The 17,575-nt window shown below is 40.2% G+C and carries 15 protein-coding genes and 1 other RNA gene; 11 read left to right on the top strand and 5 right to left on the bottom strand.

The annotated features are described in order from the left end of the window. Positions 1-6: 6 nt before the first annotated feature. From accA to IMPJCBKJ_RS18570, 3 genes are all read left to right on the top strand, one after another. Positions 7-963, top strand: a complete 957-nt coding sequence (gene accA, locus IMPJCBKJ_RS18580; protein ID WP_054553102.1) for an acetyl-CoA carboxylase carboxyl transferase subunit alpha — start codon at positions 7-9, stop codon at positions 961-963. 91 nt (positions 964-1,054) lie between these two features. Continuing rightward, positions 1,055-2,365, top strand: a complete 1,311-nt coding sequence (gene tilS, locus IMPJCBKJ_RS18575; RefSeq protein WP_166341544.1) for a tRNA lysidine(34) synthetase TilS — start codon at positions 1,055-1,057, stop codon at positions 2,363-2,365. After that, positions 2,358-2,702 (top strand): hypothetical protein, encoded by a 345-nt coding sequence (locus IMPJCBKJ_RS18570; protein ID WP_166341542.1) that lies wholly within the window; start codon positions 2,358-2,360, stop codon positions 2,700-2,702. Before tilS ends, IMPJCBKJ_RS18570 begins: the two co-directional genes overlap by 8 nt. Positions 2,703-2,727: 25 nt before the next feature. Here the strand turns inward: IMPJCBKJ_RS18570 and IMPJCBKJ_RS18565 are convergent, their stop codons facing one another. Further along, positions 2,728-3,624, bottom strand: coding sequence for a GGDEF domain-containing protein (locus IMPJCBKJ_RS18565; RefSeq protein ID WP_054553099.1), 897 nt, complete (start codon positions 3,622-3,624; stop codon positions 2,728-2,730). 138 nt (positions 3,625-3,762) lie between these two features. Here IMPJCBKJ_RS18565 and IMPJCBKJ_RS18560 point away from each other — a divergent pair, with 138 nt between their 5' ends. After that, the gene (locus tag IMPJCBKJ_RS18560) at positions 3,763-5,736 is read left to right on the top strand and encodes a monovalent cation:proton antiporter family protein (RefSeq protein WP_166341540.1); all 1,974 of its coding nucleotides are present in this window, start codon (positions 3,763-3,765) and stop codon (positions 5,734-5,736) included. A gap of 7 nt (positions 5,737-5,743) precedes the next feature. On the opposite strand, the gene IMPJCBKJ_RS18555 is transcribed toward IMPJCBKJ_RS18560, so the two are convergent. After that, positions 5,744-6,889: a patatin-like phospholipase family protein gene (locus IMPJCBKJ_RS18555; RefSeq protein ID WP_138599329.1), complete on the bottom strand. Its 1,146-nt coding sequence runs from the start codon at positions 6,887-6,889 to the stop codon at positions 5,744-5,746. A 134-nt stretch (positions 6,890-7,023) separates the two neighbouring features. Here IMPJCBKJ_RS18555 and IMPJCBKJ_RS18550 point away from each other — a divergent pair, with 134 nt between their 5' ends. Together IMPJCBKJ_RS18550 and ffs are read left to right on the top strand one after the other, a co-directional pair. Continuing rightward, positions 7,024-7,887, top strand: coding sequence for a DUF3014 domain-containing protein (locus tag IMPJCBKJ_RS18550; RefSeq protein WP_166341538.1), 864 nt, complete (start codon positions 7,024-7,026; stop codon positions 7,885-7,887). A gap of 136 nt (positions 7,888-8,023) precedes the next feature. Beyond that, an RNA gene (gene ffs, locus IMPJCBKJ_RS18545) (signal recognition particle sRNA small type) lies at positions 8,024-8,120 on the top strand. A 445-nt stretch (positions 8,121-8,565) separates the two neighbouring features. Here ffs and IMPJCBKJ_RS18540 read toward each other — a convergent pair. The 3 genes from IMPJCBKJ_RS18540 to IMPJCBKJ_RS18530 all read right to left on the bottom strand — a co-directional run bounded on the left by IMPJCBKJ_RS18540 (position 8,566) and on the right by IMPJCBKJ_RS18530 (position 13,319). After that, on the bottom strand, positions 8,566-9,540 hold the full coding sequence (locus IMPJCBKJ_RS18540) for a transposase (protein ID WP_166341536.1): 975 nt from the start codon (positions 9,538-9,540) through the stop codon (positions 8,566-8,568). 735 nt (positions 9,541-10,275) lie between these two features. Further along, positions 10,276-12,066, bottom strand: a complete 1,791-nt coding sequence (locus IMPJCBKJ_RS18535) for an ATP-binding protein (protein WP_166341534.1) — start codon at positions 12,064-12,066, stop codon at positions 10,276-10,278. A 332-nt stretch (positions 12,067-12,398) separates the two neighbouring features. Next, entirely contained in the window at positions 12,399-13,319 is a 921-nt protein-coding gene (locus IMPJCBKJ_RS18530) for a LysR family transcriptional regulator (RefSeq protein ID WP_166341532.1), read from the bottom strand. Positions 13,320-13,537: 218 nt separating this feature from the next. Here IMPJCBKJ_RS18530 and IMPJCBKJ_RS18525 point away from each other — a divergent pair, with 218 nt between their 5' ends. The 5 genes from IMPJCBKJ_RS18525 to IMPJCBKJ_RS18505 all read left to right on the top strand — a co-directional run bounded on the left by IMPJCBKJ_RS18525 (position 13,538) and on the right by IMPJCBKJ_RS18505 (position 17,483). Further along, complete coding sequence (locus tag IMPJCBKJ_RS18525; protein ID WP_166341530.1) at positions 13,538-14,353, top strand: SDR family NAD(P)-dependent oxidoreductase; 816 nt, start codon at positions 13,538-13,540, stop codon at positions 14,351-14,353. A 59-nt stretch (positions 14,354-14,412) separates the two neighbouring features. Next, positions 14,413-15,258: an enoyl-CoA hydratase/isomerase family protein gene (locus tag IMPJCBKJ_RS18520; protein ID WP_138600022.1), complete on the top strand. Its 846-nt coding sequence runs from the start codon at positions 14,413-14,415 to the stop codon at positions 15,256-15,258. Positions 15,259-15,328: 70 nt separating this feature from the next. Then, complete coding sequence (locus tag IMPJCBKJ_RS18515; protein ID WP_166341528.1) at positions 15,329-16,156, top strand: DUF4437 domain-containing protein; 828 nt, start codon at positions 15,329-15,331, stop codon at positions 16,154-16,156. A gap of 137 nt (positions 16,157-16,293) precedes the next feature. Continuing rightward, complete coding sequence (locus tag IMPJCBKJ_RS18510; protein WP_054553761.1) at positions 16,294-16,593, top strand: hypothetical protein; 300 nt, start codon at positions 16,294-16,296, stop codon at positions 16,591-16,593. A 167-nt stretch (positions 16,594-16,760) separates the two neighbouring features. Next, positions 16,761-17,483 (top strand): SIMPL domain-containing protein, encoded by a 723-nt coding sequence (locus IMPJCBKJ_RS18505; RefSeq protein WP_166341526.1) that lies wholly within the window; start codon positions 16,761-16,763, stop codon positions 17,481-17,483. The last annotated feature ends 92 nt before the right edge of the window (positions 17,484-17,575 follow it).

Here is a 17,575-nt window from a genome sequence, read left to right as displayed (position 1 = left end):
TAGAGCATGAGCCTCAATTATCTTGATTTTGAGCTTCCAATCGCTGAATTAGAAGCAAAAATTGAAGAATTACAAAATGTAAGCCGCGCTGGCGAATTAGACCTTGGATTAGAAGAGGAAGTCAGTCGATTAAAAGAGAAAAGTGCTGAAATGAAAGAGAAAATTTTCTCTGAATTAGGTGCTTGGCAGGTTTCTCAGTTAGCCCGTCATCCGTTGCGTCCTTATACTCGTGATTACATCGAGCGCATTTTCACGGAATTTGACGAACTAGCAGGCGACCGTACTTTTGCTAACGACCCAGCTATTTTAGGTGGTGTTGCACGTTTTGAAGGTCAACCAGTGATGGTTATTGGCCAACAAAAAGGGCGTGACACGGCTGAAAAAATTAAACGCAACTTTGGTATGCCAAAGCCAGAAGGTTACCGTAAAGCATTACGCTTAATGGAAATGGCTGAGCGTTTCAAAATGCCAATCATGACATTTATCGACACTCCAGGTGCATACCCAGGTGTTGGCGCTGAAGAGCGTGGTCAAAGTGAAGCAATTGCGCGTAACCTTAAAGTTATGGCCGCATTAAAAGTACCAACTATCTGTACTGTTATCGGTGAAGGTGGTTCTGGTGGTGCATTAGCAATTGGTGTGGGCGACCGCGTTAACATGCTGCAATACAGCACTTACTCTGTAATTTCGCCAGAAGGTTGTGCATCAATCTTATGGAAAAGCGCAGACAAGGCACCATTAGCTGCAGAAGCCATGGGTGTAACAGCTGCACGTGTTAAAGAGCTTGATTTAATCAACAACGTAATTGATGAGCCACTTGGTGGCGCACATCGTAATTACGATGCGATGGCGCGTAACCTTAAAAACCAACTTAAGCGTGACCTAGCTGACTTACAAGGCCTTTCACTAGATGAAATGCTTGATCAGCGTTACAAACGTTTAATGTCGTTTGGCTATTGCTAAACACAGCTTAAAATTGAAAAAAGCCGCTTTTGCGGCTTTTTTTGTTTTATAATGCCGATAACACAGACGCTTGTATACTCATTGGTTTTTAATGCAAACATCAGATTTATACCACCATTTTTTAGCACAATTGCAGCCTTTGCTGAACGCTCAGCAAAGTTGCTTTAGCGTTGCCTTATCTGGCGGTGTTGATTCGGTTGTATTGTTACATTTAATGAAGCAAGCTCAACAGCAGCACTCAGAACTTAAAATTGAAGCTGTGTATGTTAATCATGGTTTGAGCAAGTATGCTGATGAGTGGCAAGGGTTTTGCCAATCGCTATGTGAAGAGCTCGATGTCGCATTTAAAGCGGTGCACGTTGAAATTTTTGAGCGTTCGCGTACATCACTTGAGGCACAAGCAAGAGAAGCAAGATACCAAGCACTCGACGAAAACTGTATATCAGGTAGTGTGATACTGCTTGGTCAGCACTTAAATGATCAACTTGAGACCTTCTTGCTTCGCCTAAAGCGCGGCTCAGGCTTGCAAGGCTTAGCATCAATGCCACAAACGCGATTATTAGCGTCTGGGCGTGTATGTTTTAGACCGCTGATTAATATCACTCGTGAGCAAATTGAACAATTTGCCAGTGAATTTGCTATTACCCATATCACCGATGATTCAAATGTTGATGAGCGCTTTGACCGCAATTTTTTACGTCATCAAGTTTTGCCTATTTTAACTGAGCGTTTTCAAGGGTTTGAAAAAAGTGCAGCGCGTAGTATTCGGCTGTTACAAAAGCAGCAATCACTGCTCGATGAATATACGCAAAGCGACCTTACACACTGCCAAAATTCACAGGGTGGTTTAAGCTGTGAGGCAATAGCGGGGTTTAGTAAGCCTAGACAAGCAAACCTTGTGCGTGCGTGGCTGAATCAGTTTACCCATCAACTACCTTCAGAGAATCAGCTACAGCAAATTATTGAACAAGGCTTAACAGCAAAAACCGATGCCCAGTTAAAAATTTGTTTGCAAAGCGGCGATGTTCGTCGGCATCAGCAGCATTGGTACTTTGTAAAAGAGCAGGCAATACCTGAGGCGATGAATATTGCTTTACAGAGTTTTGAACTGACAGATGGCCGAAAACTAATAGTGAAAGCGGGTAAAGGCATTAGAAAACCAAAGCCCGATGAGCAAGTAAGGGTTGAATTTAATAAGCCACAAGCGCGTATAAAACCTTTGCATAAACCCGGCTCAAACACCTTAAAACATTGGTTTAAAGATGCCAAAGTAGCTCCTTGGTTACGTGCGCAGACACCACTTATTTTTTATAACGATCAACTTGTGCAAGTAGTTGGCTACTTTATTAGTGAGCAGCACAGTGTTGAAGATGGAATTCTTTGGGAGACAATCTATGAGTGAACAACCACATGTTGGTTTATCACTAGTTAATAAAGCACCACTTGGCTTTGCGTTGTCGGTGCTAGTGGCTGTAATTGCTGGTTTTGCTTATACAGAGCTGACAATAAATACACTTTTTTATGCACTAGCTGGCGGCCTAGTATGCTCATTATTGCTGCTAGGTTACTGGTCAGGCAAAGGCGGTATTTTCTTTATATTGGGCGTGCTTACGCCGCTGGCATTAGTGATGGTATCGCCCCTTACCACTATGGCTGCCTTGCTTTACTTATTAAGCGGCTTCTTCGCTGGTTTTTGGTTAGTATTATTTGGTTATAAACTTATAAACAAAAAAGCCTAGCGGGGGATGCTAGGCTTTTACTCAATTAGTAAGCTCTTGCGCAGTTTCTTCCTGCTGCTTTTGCCTTATAGAGGCCCTTGTCAGCACGGGCAAACACTTCGTTTTCGCAGTCTTGGTTGTTGGCTAGCGTATAACCAATGCTTGATGTTACATCATATTGAGCCATCAACCCTGAGTTAGCAACTAAGCTCATAATGCGATCAGCTATCACCTTATTGGTGGTAAACTCAGGGTCATCGATTAATAATGCAAACTCATCTCCACCAAAGCGGAAAATCGAGTCAGTGCCGCGCACACTACTGCGCAGTACGTTAGCAAATTCTTGTAACACATCATCGCCAATTTTATGACCAAAGTTATCGTTTACTTGTTTAAAGTTATCTAAATCAAGCAACATTAAGCTAAATGGGCGATGTTGACGGCGGCAACGTTCTAGCTTTTGTGCCAAGCTGTCATTAAATTGACTACGGTTATTTAAGCCTGTTAGCGCATCTTTAGTCGCTAAACGTAATACGCGGGTGTACATAAGCGCATTACGTAATGGGTAAACGAGGGCAGTATGAAGCTGCTTTAATTTTGCTTCAATCGCTTTACCCATAGGGAACTGACTAAAGTAAATTAGCTGCCCTAAGCGTTCACTTTCGATATCTAAATCAAAAGAGTACGGTGTTTGGCTGGTATCGCTGCCTGCGCTTTGTGACACTCCGAGTGCAGATTGGAACTGTAAGCCAGATAAGTTGATTAGTTGCTTTGCGTGCTCGGCAAAAATAGTCAAAATTTCTTCGATTGATAACGTGGTTTGTAACTTTGCGACCAAATCGTGTGGACTATTTGTTTCATTTATTCGGTAATGCTCTGCCGAAAACGGCAGAAACTCGCCTCGAGCAGACACCCGCTGCGTCAAAATATGGACATTTTCCATGATAATTCTCCCCCCGGAGTGTTTAGATACCCCCATGTAGCGAGATTTGTGCCATATTTTTAAACTGGCCGAAAAACAGATGGTTGCTATATTTAAAAGAGAAACCAGTTTTGTCACCAAGTCTAGGGAGTTGATTGCTTGCAAAATGTGCTGATCCAAGTGTTTGGCTTGCTCGTCGCTGCCGTATTATTTGTTTGGTTTTTCAAGCGAATTGGTTTACCACCCATTCTTGCTTATCTTGCGACAGGTGTACTGGCAGGGAGTCATGGTATTGGCTGGATGGCGCAAAGCCATGAAATGCACTTTGTTGCTGAGCTCGGCATTGTGTTTTTACTGTTTAGCTTAGGGCTTGAGTTTTCATTGCCGCGTTTAATGGCAATGCGCAATATTGTATTTGGCCTTGGCTCCTTACAGGTCGTGGTGACCAGCATAGTGTTTATGCTAATTTTACTGCTGCTAGAGCACAGCCTTTTAAACGGTTTTACTATTGCTAGTTTAATGGCGCTGTCTTCAACAGCGGTGGTGGTGAAGCTACTTAAAGAATCTGGAGATTTAAACCAGCGCCGCGGCCAGTTGGCAATAGGGGTGTTGCTGTTTCAAGATATTGCTGTTGTCCCTCTGCTCATTGTTTACCCCTTGCTAGCCCAAAGTGGCTCTGAAGAAATTGCCGGTGCATTGGCTTTTGCACTTACTAAAGGTGCTTTAGTGTGTATTTTATTGTTCGGCATAGGTAAATGGATTTTGCCTAAAGTGTTTAGCGAAATAGCGCTGGTAAGAACCGATGAGCTATTTATGCTAACGACTTTATTGGTTGCCTTGTTTGCCGCAGGCTTGACTTACCTATTTGGTTTATCGATGGCGTTAGGCGCATTTTTAGCAGGCATGATGTTAGGAGAAAGCCATTATCGTCACCAACTAGAAGCCGATATTAGACCATTTCGCGATATATTAATGGGGCTATTCTTTGTGACTGTTGGTATGCAGCTAGATGTGCTTTATGTACTTAATAGTTGGTACTGGATCATCGCGGTATTAATTGGTTTATTGCTATTTAAAATAGCGGTGCTTGCGATTGCTGCGCAAGTGATGGGGGAGCGAAAGCAAGATGCGGTATCAGCGGGTATTATGCTTTGGCAAATGGGGGAATTTGGTTTTGTGTTAATTGCACTTGCTTCTCAGCATTTGTTAATAAGCTCAGAGCAAGCTTCGTTTTTAATTGCAGTTGGCGTGCTTTCGATGGCGCTAACGCCTTACTTAATTGAAAAAACACCGCTTATTCTCAAAAAACTTGGCCTTTTAAGCCATACAGGACAGTACTGGCAGCAGCCTGCGACAAGTAGTCCTTTGTATCAAAATCATGTCGTTATTTGTGGTTTCTCCCGTGTTGGGCAAACTGTTGCGCGCTTTTTAAAGCCAGAAGCAATTGAATACGTCGCGGTCGAAAGTAACCCTATCTTATTGCAAGAAGCGAAAGCGGCTGGTGAACCAGTTATATTTGGCCATGTGAATCAAAAAGATATTTTAAAATCAGCGGGCGTTGAGCGTGCAAGGTTGGTGATTATTACCTTTACCGATTTTGAGCAAACGCAAATAGTTGTTGATGCCATCAAACAAATAGCACCTGATGTAAAGATATTGGTACGAATGCGCGATGATACCGAAATGGAAACGCTTAAAGAACTCGGTGTTACTGAGGTGGTACCAGAAACCCTTGAAGCAAGTTTAATGTTAGTTTCGCATGTACTTTATATGTCTGGTGTGCCGATGACACGGATCATACGCCGTGTTAGTAAAGAGCGGCGCAACCGTTATAAGTTCTTAAATGGCTTTTTCACTGGCGATAAACTCGATGGTGAAGAGGCCAGTTCAGATAGGCTTGAGTATTTACATGTTATAGCTCTGCCAGAACACGCTTATGCGGTTAATCAGAAAATTAGTGAGCTTAAACTTGAGCAGCGCCGTGTGTCGGTTAGAGCGCTGCGCCGACAAGACCGTGAAATTGACGCGCCTTCATCACAAACTATTTTATTGGCAGGTGATATTTTAGTGTTGCAAGGTAAGCCTCGCCGAGTAGAGCGGGTAGAACGGTTTTTACTCGACGGTATGGAGTAGCTATTAGCTACTCCAGCTCTAAGAATTTACGAATTTCAGGTAGCTTTTTAAGGCCATCTTGGTAGCCAATTTCAATGAGCTTTTGGGTATAACGTTTTTCAAACAGTAAGTAGCTCGTTAAACTCGATTGCGAACGTTTCTTCACGCCTATCATGCGTAGTAACACTTTGATTGCCATAGGCATGTCATCATAAAACTGAGCTGCGATTGCATTAAAGTTTTGCGATGGATTGATCACGCAAGTTTCAATTTGTTTAAGCTCTTGGTGTTTGTCACGGGCAGGTAATAGGCTCAGCGTGCGATTGATACGTTGTAAACGCTCTAAATCAGACTGTAGCGTGTCGGTAAAGACGCTATCGAGTAAGTGGCCTGCAATATTCGAAAGGCCAGGGTAATGAGGCTGATAACCCGGCGGATGCAATTCTTTTGGTTCATCAACACCAATAATAAAGATTTTTTCAGCACCTAAATGAACCGACGGACTCAGTGGCGAAAGTTGGTGAATAGAGCCGTCGCCGAAATAGTGGTTATACACATTCACACTTGGGAACACCATAGGTATGGCACTCGACGCCATTAAGTGCTCAACATTTATGCGGGTTGCCTGTCCTTCACGTTTTGCTCTGCGCCACGGCTTTTGTGTAAGTGACTGAAAAAATGCCACAGAGTCACCTGTGGTATAGCTCGAAGCAGTAATCGATACTGCATCTAGGTAATTTTTATGCAGGTTTCGTTCGATACGTGATAAATCGAGTATTTCGTGCAACAGTTTTCGCAGCGGCTTATTGTTCAGCAAACTCGCTGGTGGGTGATTTATATGTTCAGATTGAAAACTTGTAAGCATGTTGCGGGTAATATGCAAAAACACACTTAAAAAGTCGCTTTTATAAACCTGAGAAGTCGAAAAGTTTTTCCACACCCATTCAAGTTTTTTGCATGCTAAATGTGCACAGGATGCATAACATGCTAATGCAGCGGAATTAATTGCGCCAGCTGATGTCCCATTAATAATAGTAAAGGGCAGCGGTGCTGTACGAGGCATGCTTTGAGTTATCGCTTTAAGCACACCAACTTGATAAGCCGCTCGCGCGCCACCACCTGTTAGTAATAAAGCGATTTTAGAGTGTTGTGTTTTTTTTAACTTACTGCTCATGGTTGCATTTAAATAGTTGTGCGTCTTTACTTTATTTATCAACTGTAAGTCTTTAAGCTAGAAGAAGCAAAGATTAGCTCAAGGCTAAATGGTTTTTTCGTATTTTTATCTGTTTTATTTTTAAGGGAGTGTCTATGTCAGAGCATTCGTCAGAACCTGAAGTACAAAAGGGTTCATCAAATAACAACCTGATTTTTGCGGTGGTTGTGCTTATCCTTGTTGCGGGTGTGGCAGCGTTTATTTTATTGAAGCCTGAAGATAAACCAGTGCAAGTTGTTGAAGATATTGTTAGCGAACAAGCGCCAGTTGTTGAGTATCAAGAGCCAGAGCCTGACCCAGAACCTGAAGTGACAGAGCCTGAGCCCGTTGTTGTAGATACTGCACCAGAGCGCACTCCAGAGCCAGTTCCAGAAGTTGAGCCACTACCAACGTTAAATGAAAGCGATGAAGTGGTTGTTGCTCGTATGGATGAGTTACTAAGCGACCAAGTGATGAGCTTAATGGTGACTGATGATCTTATTCGCCGTGGTGTTGTGTACGTTGATAACATCGCAAAAGGTAAAGTGGCAGTTAGCCATGCACCTGTAGAACGCCCTAAAGAGTCGTTTAAAGTTATTGAGGGCGATATCTTAACAATCGACCCAAATAGCTATGAGCGCTATACGCCGTACGTAAAATTATTTACCAGCCTTAGCGCTGCTCAAGTTATTCGTATGTATGATGAATATAAACCCCTTATCAGTGAAGCTTATGCAGAAATTGGTTACGAAGGTGATGCATTCACAGGCACGTTAGAAGAGGCGATTGATGTACTGCTTGATACGCCAGAGCCAAAAGGTGATATGCCACTCGTTCGTAACTCAGTTACGTATCAATATGCTTACTCTGAGTGGGAAAACTTACCCGATGCGCAAAAACAATTGCTGCGTATGGGCCCAGAAAATATGAAGAAAGTGAAAGCTGCGCTGCGCAACATTAAAGCTGAACTTGAAAAGTAAGCGATAACCCCCTTAATGACAGTGCGATTGTATACCAAGTATGCAATCGCACTTTCTTTTTCGAATATCCCTTGAATAACAGGCTAAAAGTAGAGATAATCCCTCCCGCGCCAAACAAGGCCCTCAATGGTAGTCTTATTGGTCCTCTCGCAACACTAGCAGGTGAACCTGGTCAGGCCCGGAAGGGAGCAGCCACAGCGTGTGACGTGTGTGCCGAGATGCGGCTGGTAAGACTGCCACCCAAAATTCTATTTGGGTGACTTATTTCATTTAAATTCCTTTTAAATTTTTTTAGAACCAATCTTTTATTCTTGTATTAATCTAACTTTCTTTGAGCTTTTTATTTCTTAAGTTATCTAGACATCCACTTTAAGGTTATCTAGGCACCCAAAAAAGGTTAACTAGACACCCAAGTTAAACAATATAAATTCAGGCTCAATGTTGATGATTTGATTGAAGATGACACAGCTGGTTAGGTACAGGTAATAAAGTTATTCGGACACCCACTTTTGTAGGTATTTTAATAACTAATTTTAAAGCCGGCTTGCTTAGTCGTTATAAATTAATTTACAGATAAATGTAATGTTTAGGTGATTCTGTAGACATTGTCTGATTAGCGCCTGATTTGGGCAAATTTAGTCCAAATGCAGGCTACTTTAAACATTTTCGAGTTTCGGTTTAGGTAAATAGTGCACGACTAGTGCTAATAGAGCTTCTTCGTTTTCGTTTCATGTGATTTGTGTAAGCTGTGATTGCTTGCTCTTTACCAGCCGTATTTTTAAACGAGCGAGTAAAGGAAGTGGTGAGTGTAAGCCAGTTGTCACTACAAATATCTAGTCTTTCAAGTATTGGTAACGCATTTTCTGGGATTTTCCCAGGTTTATCTTCTCGTATTGAGCGGCCAGTCCAATCGACGAGTTGCAGATATGTCTTGAGCTCAAATGGTAGTCCCTTAGGCATATGTTTACGTGGTTTACCTGCAAAGCGCATAAGTGATTTCGGTTGCTTATTATTTTGAGCTGCATTAATTCTAGATTTAATACTGGTGTAGTCAGATTGCTCAGGTAAATCAGCCGCTTTCGCTCTTACAGGGTTTAAATCTACATAAGCAAGGCAAGCTGCAAGAGCTGCTTCATCAAGTAAAGCTTGTGATTTAAAGCGACCTTCCCAAAAGCGTCCTTTACAGTCATCTTCTTGATTTGCTTTTCGAGCAACACTCTCATTAAGAACGCGCATAAACCAACTGATGCTACTGAGCCTCTCTCGATATAAATTTACTCTGGCATTAACCGCAGCGAGCTCGGTTTGTGTTAGCAATTCGCCATTTAAGAATTGTTGGCAAAGGAATGTACTTTTATATAACTTGTGCCATCTAATCAGAATCGCTTTATTATTCAAACGATTTGCTTTTGCTATATCAATATGAAGTACTAGATGAGTATGGTTACTCATAACTGCGTAAGCACAAACATCAATACAAAATATACGACCAAGTTGAAGTAGTTTCTTTTCAACCCAATCGCGCCGGTGTTCATACGAACGACCTGTTAGTGGGTCTTGCCCGCACAAATAAGCGCGACGAACGCAGCGTGAAATACAGTGATAGTAAGGCGTGTTTGAAACGCTAATTAAGTTTCTACGAGGGGTTGCCATGCTCTTCTCCTCCATGAGTTGAACACTATAAGCTTAGCTGTAATTCTAAAGAGTGAGAAACAGAAAGTAGTTTATTCACTTTTTTGTTAAACAATTGACAATTTGTTTCGCAAGTAATCTTAGGTTGATTATACTTTAAAAACTAGTAAGTTAACTCGAAATCATAAATGTTGACTTGCTAGAATCCCAACATATAAGTTTCTTTATTTCTAGCTCTTTTAGTATGTTGAGTAGTTCGGTTTCAGAAAGACAGCAGTTCTGTTTTAGGTTATCAATAGAAATTTCTTTATTAGAGTTGTTAACTTTTGAGGCTAACATAATACGATAAATTAATTTTGACTTGCGATTCATAATGCACCCCCCACATTTGCATAGCATTTTATAATAAATTGCTACTCTCTAATTTGTTAAAGCTTGGTTTTGTTGAGGAAAGGCATTGCAAGCTTCCTCTATATAGTTTCATTACAAGCAAATTAGATGTGTTTATTATTAGATTTTATGTGTATTGATGATTTTTTCGACTATGAGCGATCTTTTTCGCTAAGTCAAATGCAATTGATATGCTAATTTTACCAAAAGTGGGTGTCTAATTACGTGATGTCTCTAGTCCTCTCTAAAGTAGGTGATTAATTATCTTTAAACATGGGTGTCTTTTTATCATTTCTCAGACACTAGCTGTTGGGATTTAAACTGTTAGTGCTGGAGTCATGTTCTCTAATTATGGGGCCGTTTTTATTAATCAGATAAGTTTTGGCTGTGCTGTGAAATGGCATTATTTAAGGCTTCAAAGAGTAGATGTTTTTCAACGGGCTTACCAACATGGCAGTAAAAACCACAGTTCTTGTATTCAATAATATTTTCTTTCATGACATTTGCTGTTAACGCGATTACCGGAGTCGTAGGGTTTAATGCTCGAATGTGTGCACAGGCTTCAATCCCCCCCATTTTTGGCATTTGGATATCCATCAGGACGAGCATAGGGTTTATTTTTTTAAATAAATCTATAGCCTCTAGACCATCTTTGGCAAACTGAACATTGGCATTTGTTTCGGCCATTAAGGATTGAATGACCATAGTATTAAGTGGGTTATCTTCAGCAATTAGAACTGTTTTACCTTCAAGATTGGGAACATCAGTTATATGGGGGCTTTCTATGATTTGCTGCTGCTCTGCTATTTCTAGCGGTAAAAATATGGTAAAGCGTGTGCCTTCGCCTAATTTACTATCAACGTCTATAGTACCTCCCATCCGTTTAATTAAGTTTGTTGTTATTGACATGCCAAGGCCTGTGCCGCCAAAGCGGCGTGTAATACTATTATCAGCCTGTTGAAAGCGTTGAAAAAGATTTGCCAAACCTTCTTCACTCATACCTATTCCTGTGTCTAATACTTGTAACTCGATACCTGGGATTAAGTTTTTTACTTTTTTCTTTACAATAACTTGTATACCACCTTGCTCTGTGAATTTCACAGCGTTAGAAACTAGGTTTAAAATTATTTGCCTAATACGAACAGGATCACCAATCCATATATTTTCGACATTTTTGTCTATATCAATGTTTAGCTCGATAGACTTTTCGTTACAGATAGGTAAAAAATCAGAATTTATAGATTCAACTATTTTTATCAAAGAAAAGTTAACATTTTCGATTGTAAGCTCGTTCGCTTCCATTTTAGAAAAGTCTAAAATATCATTAATAATAGTAAGTAATGATCGGCATGAAAAAAGAGCTTTTGAGACAATTTCTATGTTTTGGGGCTTTTGAATATTAGGTTGCAGGATTTGTAGTAAACCCATAATGCCATTTAAGGGGGTTCTAATTTCATGACTCATATTAGCAAGAAATTCTGATTTAATTCTTGCCCCTTCTAATGCTTGATCAGTTAAAGCTTGTTGCTCTTTATATGAGGTGGATAGCTTTTTAAAGTAAAAGAGCAAAATACCAGCCAAAAGTACAATCGTCAGAATATGAACTGTATATGCAAATTTAAAGTTTTCATTTATCGCCACACTCTTTTTCTTAAGCATGGTGTTTACGTGGCTTTCAAAGTCAGATAGGGCTGCAAGGGCTTTCGCATCATCAACTTTTACAATGTCGTCAATAGCTTCACTAGAAGCGCCTTGTTCAATCATTTTGAGCGCTAAATCAAGCTTTTCCTCATAATTAGCTAGGGTCGTTCTTACACCGCCGAGAGCTTGCTTGTCGTAATTTTCTACAGCTTCTAGCTTTTCTAGTATTACTTTTATTTCGTAAATTTCTTTTTTTATACTAGGGAGGTAAAGATCAACATTTTTTCTTAAAATTAGATTTTTAAAGTGGTGTATAAAGCCACCATATCCTAACCTTTGCACCAAGGTGTCATGTAAAACATAAACGTTGCTTGCAGTATTGGAATAATCACGCCATTGGTTATCAACATGCTTGTAAAAGAATAATGAAGTCACTGTTAGCAGAATGACTAATATAATCACAATTACCGCGTTTACTCTCAGCCTTGTTTGAGTTTTCTTTAGCGATTGAGTCATGAGTCTTGTACCTACTAATTAGTAACTTTAAGCATAGCATTTAAAAAGACAATCTGTGACTTTATTACTTAAGTTTTACCTATATCATTATTTAATAATACTTAATTATGTTTTATGTAAGGCTATTGCTACCTGTGTTAAGAGTTTCTGATTTTCGACTGCATGGATACAGAAGGGAGAGCAATGCGGGAGCAATTGCCGAAAATAACTAAATAATGAAATTTTTGCTTTGTTATCAACGAGGTTTTATTGCCTCAAAATAGTCTACCTAATTAAGCGCATAGGTATTAGTTTTTGCTATTAAATCGTGTAGGGTGCTCATAATAGAGTAATCATTTTTTATTTATCGTTTCCCACTCTGGCGAGTTACCTATTTTTTCGACTAAGAAATCTATAAGAACTCTTACTTTAGCCGTAAGTACATTTGATTTCGGGTATACAAGCCAGATAGCGCTGTTATCACTTATTTGATAATCAGGTAAAACTCGAATTAAAGAACCTGCTTCTAGCTCAGTATGAATATTCCACAATGAACTCATACAGATACCCACGCCAGCTTTTGCTGCTATACGCATACTTGCGCCATCATCACACAAAATGCGTGGCTTACTTTTTTCAGGTGGAAAACTAAAATGATCGCTGCAATTAGGGGTAATTAACTTGCGGGGTTTGGTATTTAAAAACACTAATAATTGATGTCGGATAAGCTCCTCAGGATTCCTCGGAGTGCCATTACGAGCCAAGTAGTCTGGTGAGGCACACAATATCCGAGTGTCTTTGGCAAGGCGTCTGCAAATCAAGCTACTATCTTCCACAGCGAGGTTTCTCAGTGCTAGATCAAACCCTCCTTCAATTAATTTAACTTGGCCATCTGAGAACATGAGTTCAAGGTTTATATCTGGGTAGCGGTCTAGGAATTCTGGCAAAATAGGCATGATAAAGCGCTGCGCAAACGTACTTGATGCAGCAAACCTCAATGTTCCGCTAATATTAAGGTTACCTTGTCCTAAGGTTGCAAGCGCGGCTTCTTGTTGAGCAAGGATCTCTTTGGCATAAGGTAAAAACTCCATGCCAGCAAGTGATAAAGTTACTTTCCTTGTCGTTCTGTGGAATAGGTCTGCTCCAACTTGCATTTCTAATTTGGCTAACCAGGCACTTGCTACAGATGGAGTAAGGCCCAGCTGCTCGCCTGCAGCACTAATGTTGAGTGTCTCAGCCGCTAACACAAATAGTTTAATGCAATTAGTGTCCATCAATTATCTCGAAAATCAGAATTCTGATTCTTTTTATACGTTATTTATTCGTTTTATCCAAAGCCTTAAGCTTTATTTGTAAAACTAAACATGACAAATGCAACTAAAGGGGAGAGTTTCATATGTGAAAGTAAGCCGTATTTATCAACTGCATAGCAGTGATGAATTTATTTCTTTGACTAACTTCACTGACCCCTTATTAAAAGGAATCATTATGTATGCCTAAAACAATTCTATTAACAGGCGCTACAGATGGCATTGGCCTAGAGACGGCAAAAAAACTTGCTTCATTAGGTCATACGCTTTTACTTCATGGTCGTAGCCAGCAAAAGCTTTTACAAGCAAAAGAGTTGATAGAGGCGCTTTATAGCGGTGCAAAAATTGATACGTTTTTAGCAGACTTATCAGAGCTAAAACGGGTGGTTGAATTAACCAATCAGATCAAAGCTAAATATTCACATATTGATGTACTGATCAATAATGCTGGCGTTTTTAAAATAGCAAATAACCTAGGCGAGGGTGGTCTAGATGTACGCTTTTTAGTGAACACGATTGCGCCTTATATTTTGACCAAAACTTTATCTGCTCTTATGAATGAAAATAGTCGCATAGTGAACCTATCTTCAGCGGCGCAAGCACCGGTTAGTATTGCAGCACTTAAAGGCTTGCAAGCATTGTCTGATAGCAGTGCTTATGCGCAAAGTAAATTAGCGCTAACTATGTGGACGCTACAATTGGCAAAACAATGGGCAGACAATACTCCTTCTTTAGTGGCAGTTAATCCAGCCTCTTTTTTAGGAAGCAAAATGGTTAAGGAAGCATATGGTTCACAAGGAAAAAATTTGGCTATCGGGGCTGATATTTTAGTTAAGGCTGCGTTAAGTGACCAATTTACAGGTATGACTGGCCGTTATTTTGATAATGATATTGGTGCATTTTCGAACCCACATCCAGATGCGTTTGATACAGCAAAAAATACTACTTTGATTATGGCGATGGACGAAGTTTTAACTCGTCTAGATGTAAAAATTTAGAGTTTATTTTTACGATAGCTTTTTTACAGCCGCAACCAATAAAAACACTAGGGATAATTATGAAATACGAAGGATTTACAACATTCACGACCACTCAGTCTGGTGGTGTATTAACTGTTACGTTTGATTTTGGGCCAGTTAATGTTCAGGGCCAAGAAATGCTTGCTGATTTAAATAGTTTAGCAATGCGTTTAGAGCGAGATAAAAACACTAAAGTTGTTATTTTTCAATCAGCAAACCCTGAAATTTGGGTTTGCCACTATGATACTGAACTATTGAAAGATATGTCAGTTGAAGTTGTTTCACGCGATGAAGCGAAGCTGCTGGACTTACAATCAATTTGTGAGCGCTTAAGTAAAGTGCCGCAGGCAACAATAGCAAAACTAGAAGGTTTTGCACGCGGTGGTGGCCATGAACTAGCGCTAGCGCTTGATATGCGATTTGCAGCTCGTGGTAAGTTTAAATTTATGCAAATGGAAGTTGGTATGGGTATTTTACCTTGTGGTGGCGGTGCTTCAAGAATGGCTCGCCAGACAGGTTTAGGTCGTGCTTTAGAAATTATTTTGAGTGCCCGTGATTTTGATGCAGATGAGGCTGAGCGCATGGGTACCATTAATAAAGCGCTTAACCCCGATGAGATTGATGAATACGTTGATACGCTAGCAAACCGAATTGCTCAGTTTCCTGCTGAATCAATTAATGCATGCAAACAAATGGTATATGAATCAATTGATAAGCCAATTGCGGAGGCATTAAAAGCAGAAGCATATTGGTTATATCAAGCAACCAGTAAAACACCTGCAATTAAGCGCTTCACTATTGCCGATGAGCAAGGCCTTGAGCATGACATAGAAAATCAGCGTAATTGGCCGGAGTTAGTGATGAAGGTACAAGAAATAAATTAGTACTGTGCTAATAACAAGATTTGTAACCCCAAGAGACTTCTCTTGGGTTTGCTATTAGAGGAAATTTAATATGTTAAAGCTATTATCACTAACAACAAGTGTAGTACTTATTGCTGCATTTTCAGCCGCTGCTGATGAAAAAAGGTTGGATAATCCCCAGTCTGAACTTGTCCCCGTAGAGTCCGTAAACTGGGGATATTTAAACCCTCTACGTGGTGACAAAAGCCCCGGCGCAGCAAACTTATGGGGCGACAGAACAATAGATTCTGCAACCGGTATGCTAGTGCGCTTTAAACCGGGCTTTTCATCTCCTGCGCATATTCATAATATTTCATACCGTGGCATTGTCATTAAAGGACTGATGCATAATGATGACCCAAATGCAGAATTGGATTGGATGGCAACAGGGTCATTTTGGACGCAACCTGCAGGGCAAAATCACATAACAGCTGCTAAGGCTGAGACCAATCTCATATACCTTGAAATCGATGAAGGGCCTTATTTGGTTAAGCCTTCTAAGGCGCAGTTTAATAATGGCGAGCACTCACTCAATCTTCATTCAGACAACATGGTATGGTTCAATAGTGATGAGTTAACGTCATTAGACTCTAAAAAGGTTACCCTTACCCCTCTTTGGCAAAAACAAAATCAACAAGGTGTTTTAGTTAAACTCGATGCAGATTTTAATGGGCAATTAACAAGTGAAAGAGGTTCATTACGCGCAGTTTTGATCAGCGGCGAGCTTAACTATCTATCTGTTGAACATAGTGAAGCAAAACAACTTGAGGCTGGTAGTTACTTCTCGTCAGTCGCCGGTTTTAAACATCAGCTAAAGACTGAGGGTGGAGCAATCGTTTATGTGCGATTTAACAATAAACTACAGATCAGTGAACAATAACTATTTTAAAAGATAATGTTTTAAATTAACTAACTCTACTGTACTTTTTTTGTACTTGCTGTATCTTAAGTTGGTACGCAATTTTAAGGTTTCATTGAGTGTAGACTAACACTCATATGTTAAGTGGAGTAAAGGATATGCACGCACACACAGTTAAAGAGTCAGCAGCAACTATTCAATCGGGTGTCGCAAAAGCGGATGGTAAGCTTGTAGTTACTGAACAAGACATTGTTTTTGAACCGTTTAATAAAGAGCTAGGCTTAGGCCCATACACATTTTCACGAGCACAAATCAATAACGTTGGTAAGTGTTCAGGTAAAGGCGCGGGTATTTTGCCAATCACAGCAGATGGAATTCGCATAACTTTAAATAATAACGATATATTTGAGTTCATTTTAGCAAACCCAGATGAGTGGTTAAGCGTACTAGCTCACTAAGCAAATCTTTAAAAAGACGGCATATTTTAGCAACTTGTCATAATATGCCGTGTTAGCTTTTCATTAATTAATTTCCTTTCTTCGCAACTATTTACACTTAAAAACAGCATACATTGCTATACATTCACACCCTAGCAAGGCATCATAACTTTTTCTAAGGAGAGGTTATGATGCTTAAATCTTTGTTAGCACTGGTTTTGTGTTCCAGCTCTGCGATGGCTGCAACAAGTCTGCCGGATAATCGCCATATTGTTGTTAAGGGTGAGGCTGTTGTGCGTACAGCCCCTGATAGGGCAGATATCACGTTAGAGTTTGAAGCTGTTAAAGCTGAAAGTGTGCAGGCTAAGCAGCAAGTAGATGCGCAAGTAAATGAACTCCTTGCGGGCTTAAATAATTTCTCAATAGACGAAAAAAGTATCTCTGCGGGTCGAATTTTCGTAGAGCCGAACATGCGCTATGACGAAAACGATAACCAAGTTAAAGATGGTTTTCGCGCTACCCGCAAGGTCAAAGTCAGCCTTAAACAACTCTCCCTTTTGGATGGCTTTTTAAACTTTGCGCTTAAAGTGGGTGTCAATCAAATCGAGCAAATTCAACTTTTATCAAGCAAAGCCTCAGATTACGAGCAAGCCGCTCTTGATAAAGCAGTTGAGAATGCCAAACAGCAGGGAAGTAGCCTTGCTAGCGCATTCGAAGCGAAACTTGGTCGGGTGTATAGTATTCAATCACAACAGGTAGGTAGTCACTTTGGCTATGGCAGCAACACAAATATTGAACGAATCATGGTAACGGGCTCACGTATTAATACAGTCCCAGAAGGTAAGTATTTACAAGAATCGATTACCTTCAGAGCAAGTGTCAATGTTGTGTTTGATTTAGTTTTGGAATAATTAATTCCCTGTTTTTAAAACATCAAGGCAGCCTATGAATCTTTAAAAGCAGCTTTGATTTTGTTTCTTCTCTTTTCATTGCTAACAAGGTA

Origin of the sequence: Pseudoalteromonas sp. MB47 (assembly GCF_011319765.1) — a bacterium.
GTDB lineage: Bacteria > Pseudomonadota > Gammaproteobacteria > Enterobacterales > Alteromonadaceae > Pseudoalteromonas > Pseudoalteromonas simplex.
Note: the sequence above shows the minus strand (reverse complement) of the source record. Positions and strands in the feature narration are given on the sequence as shown.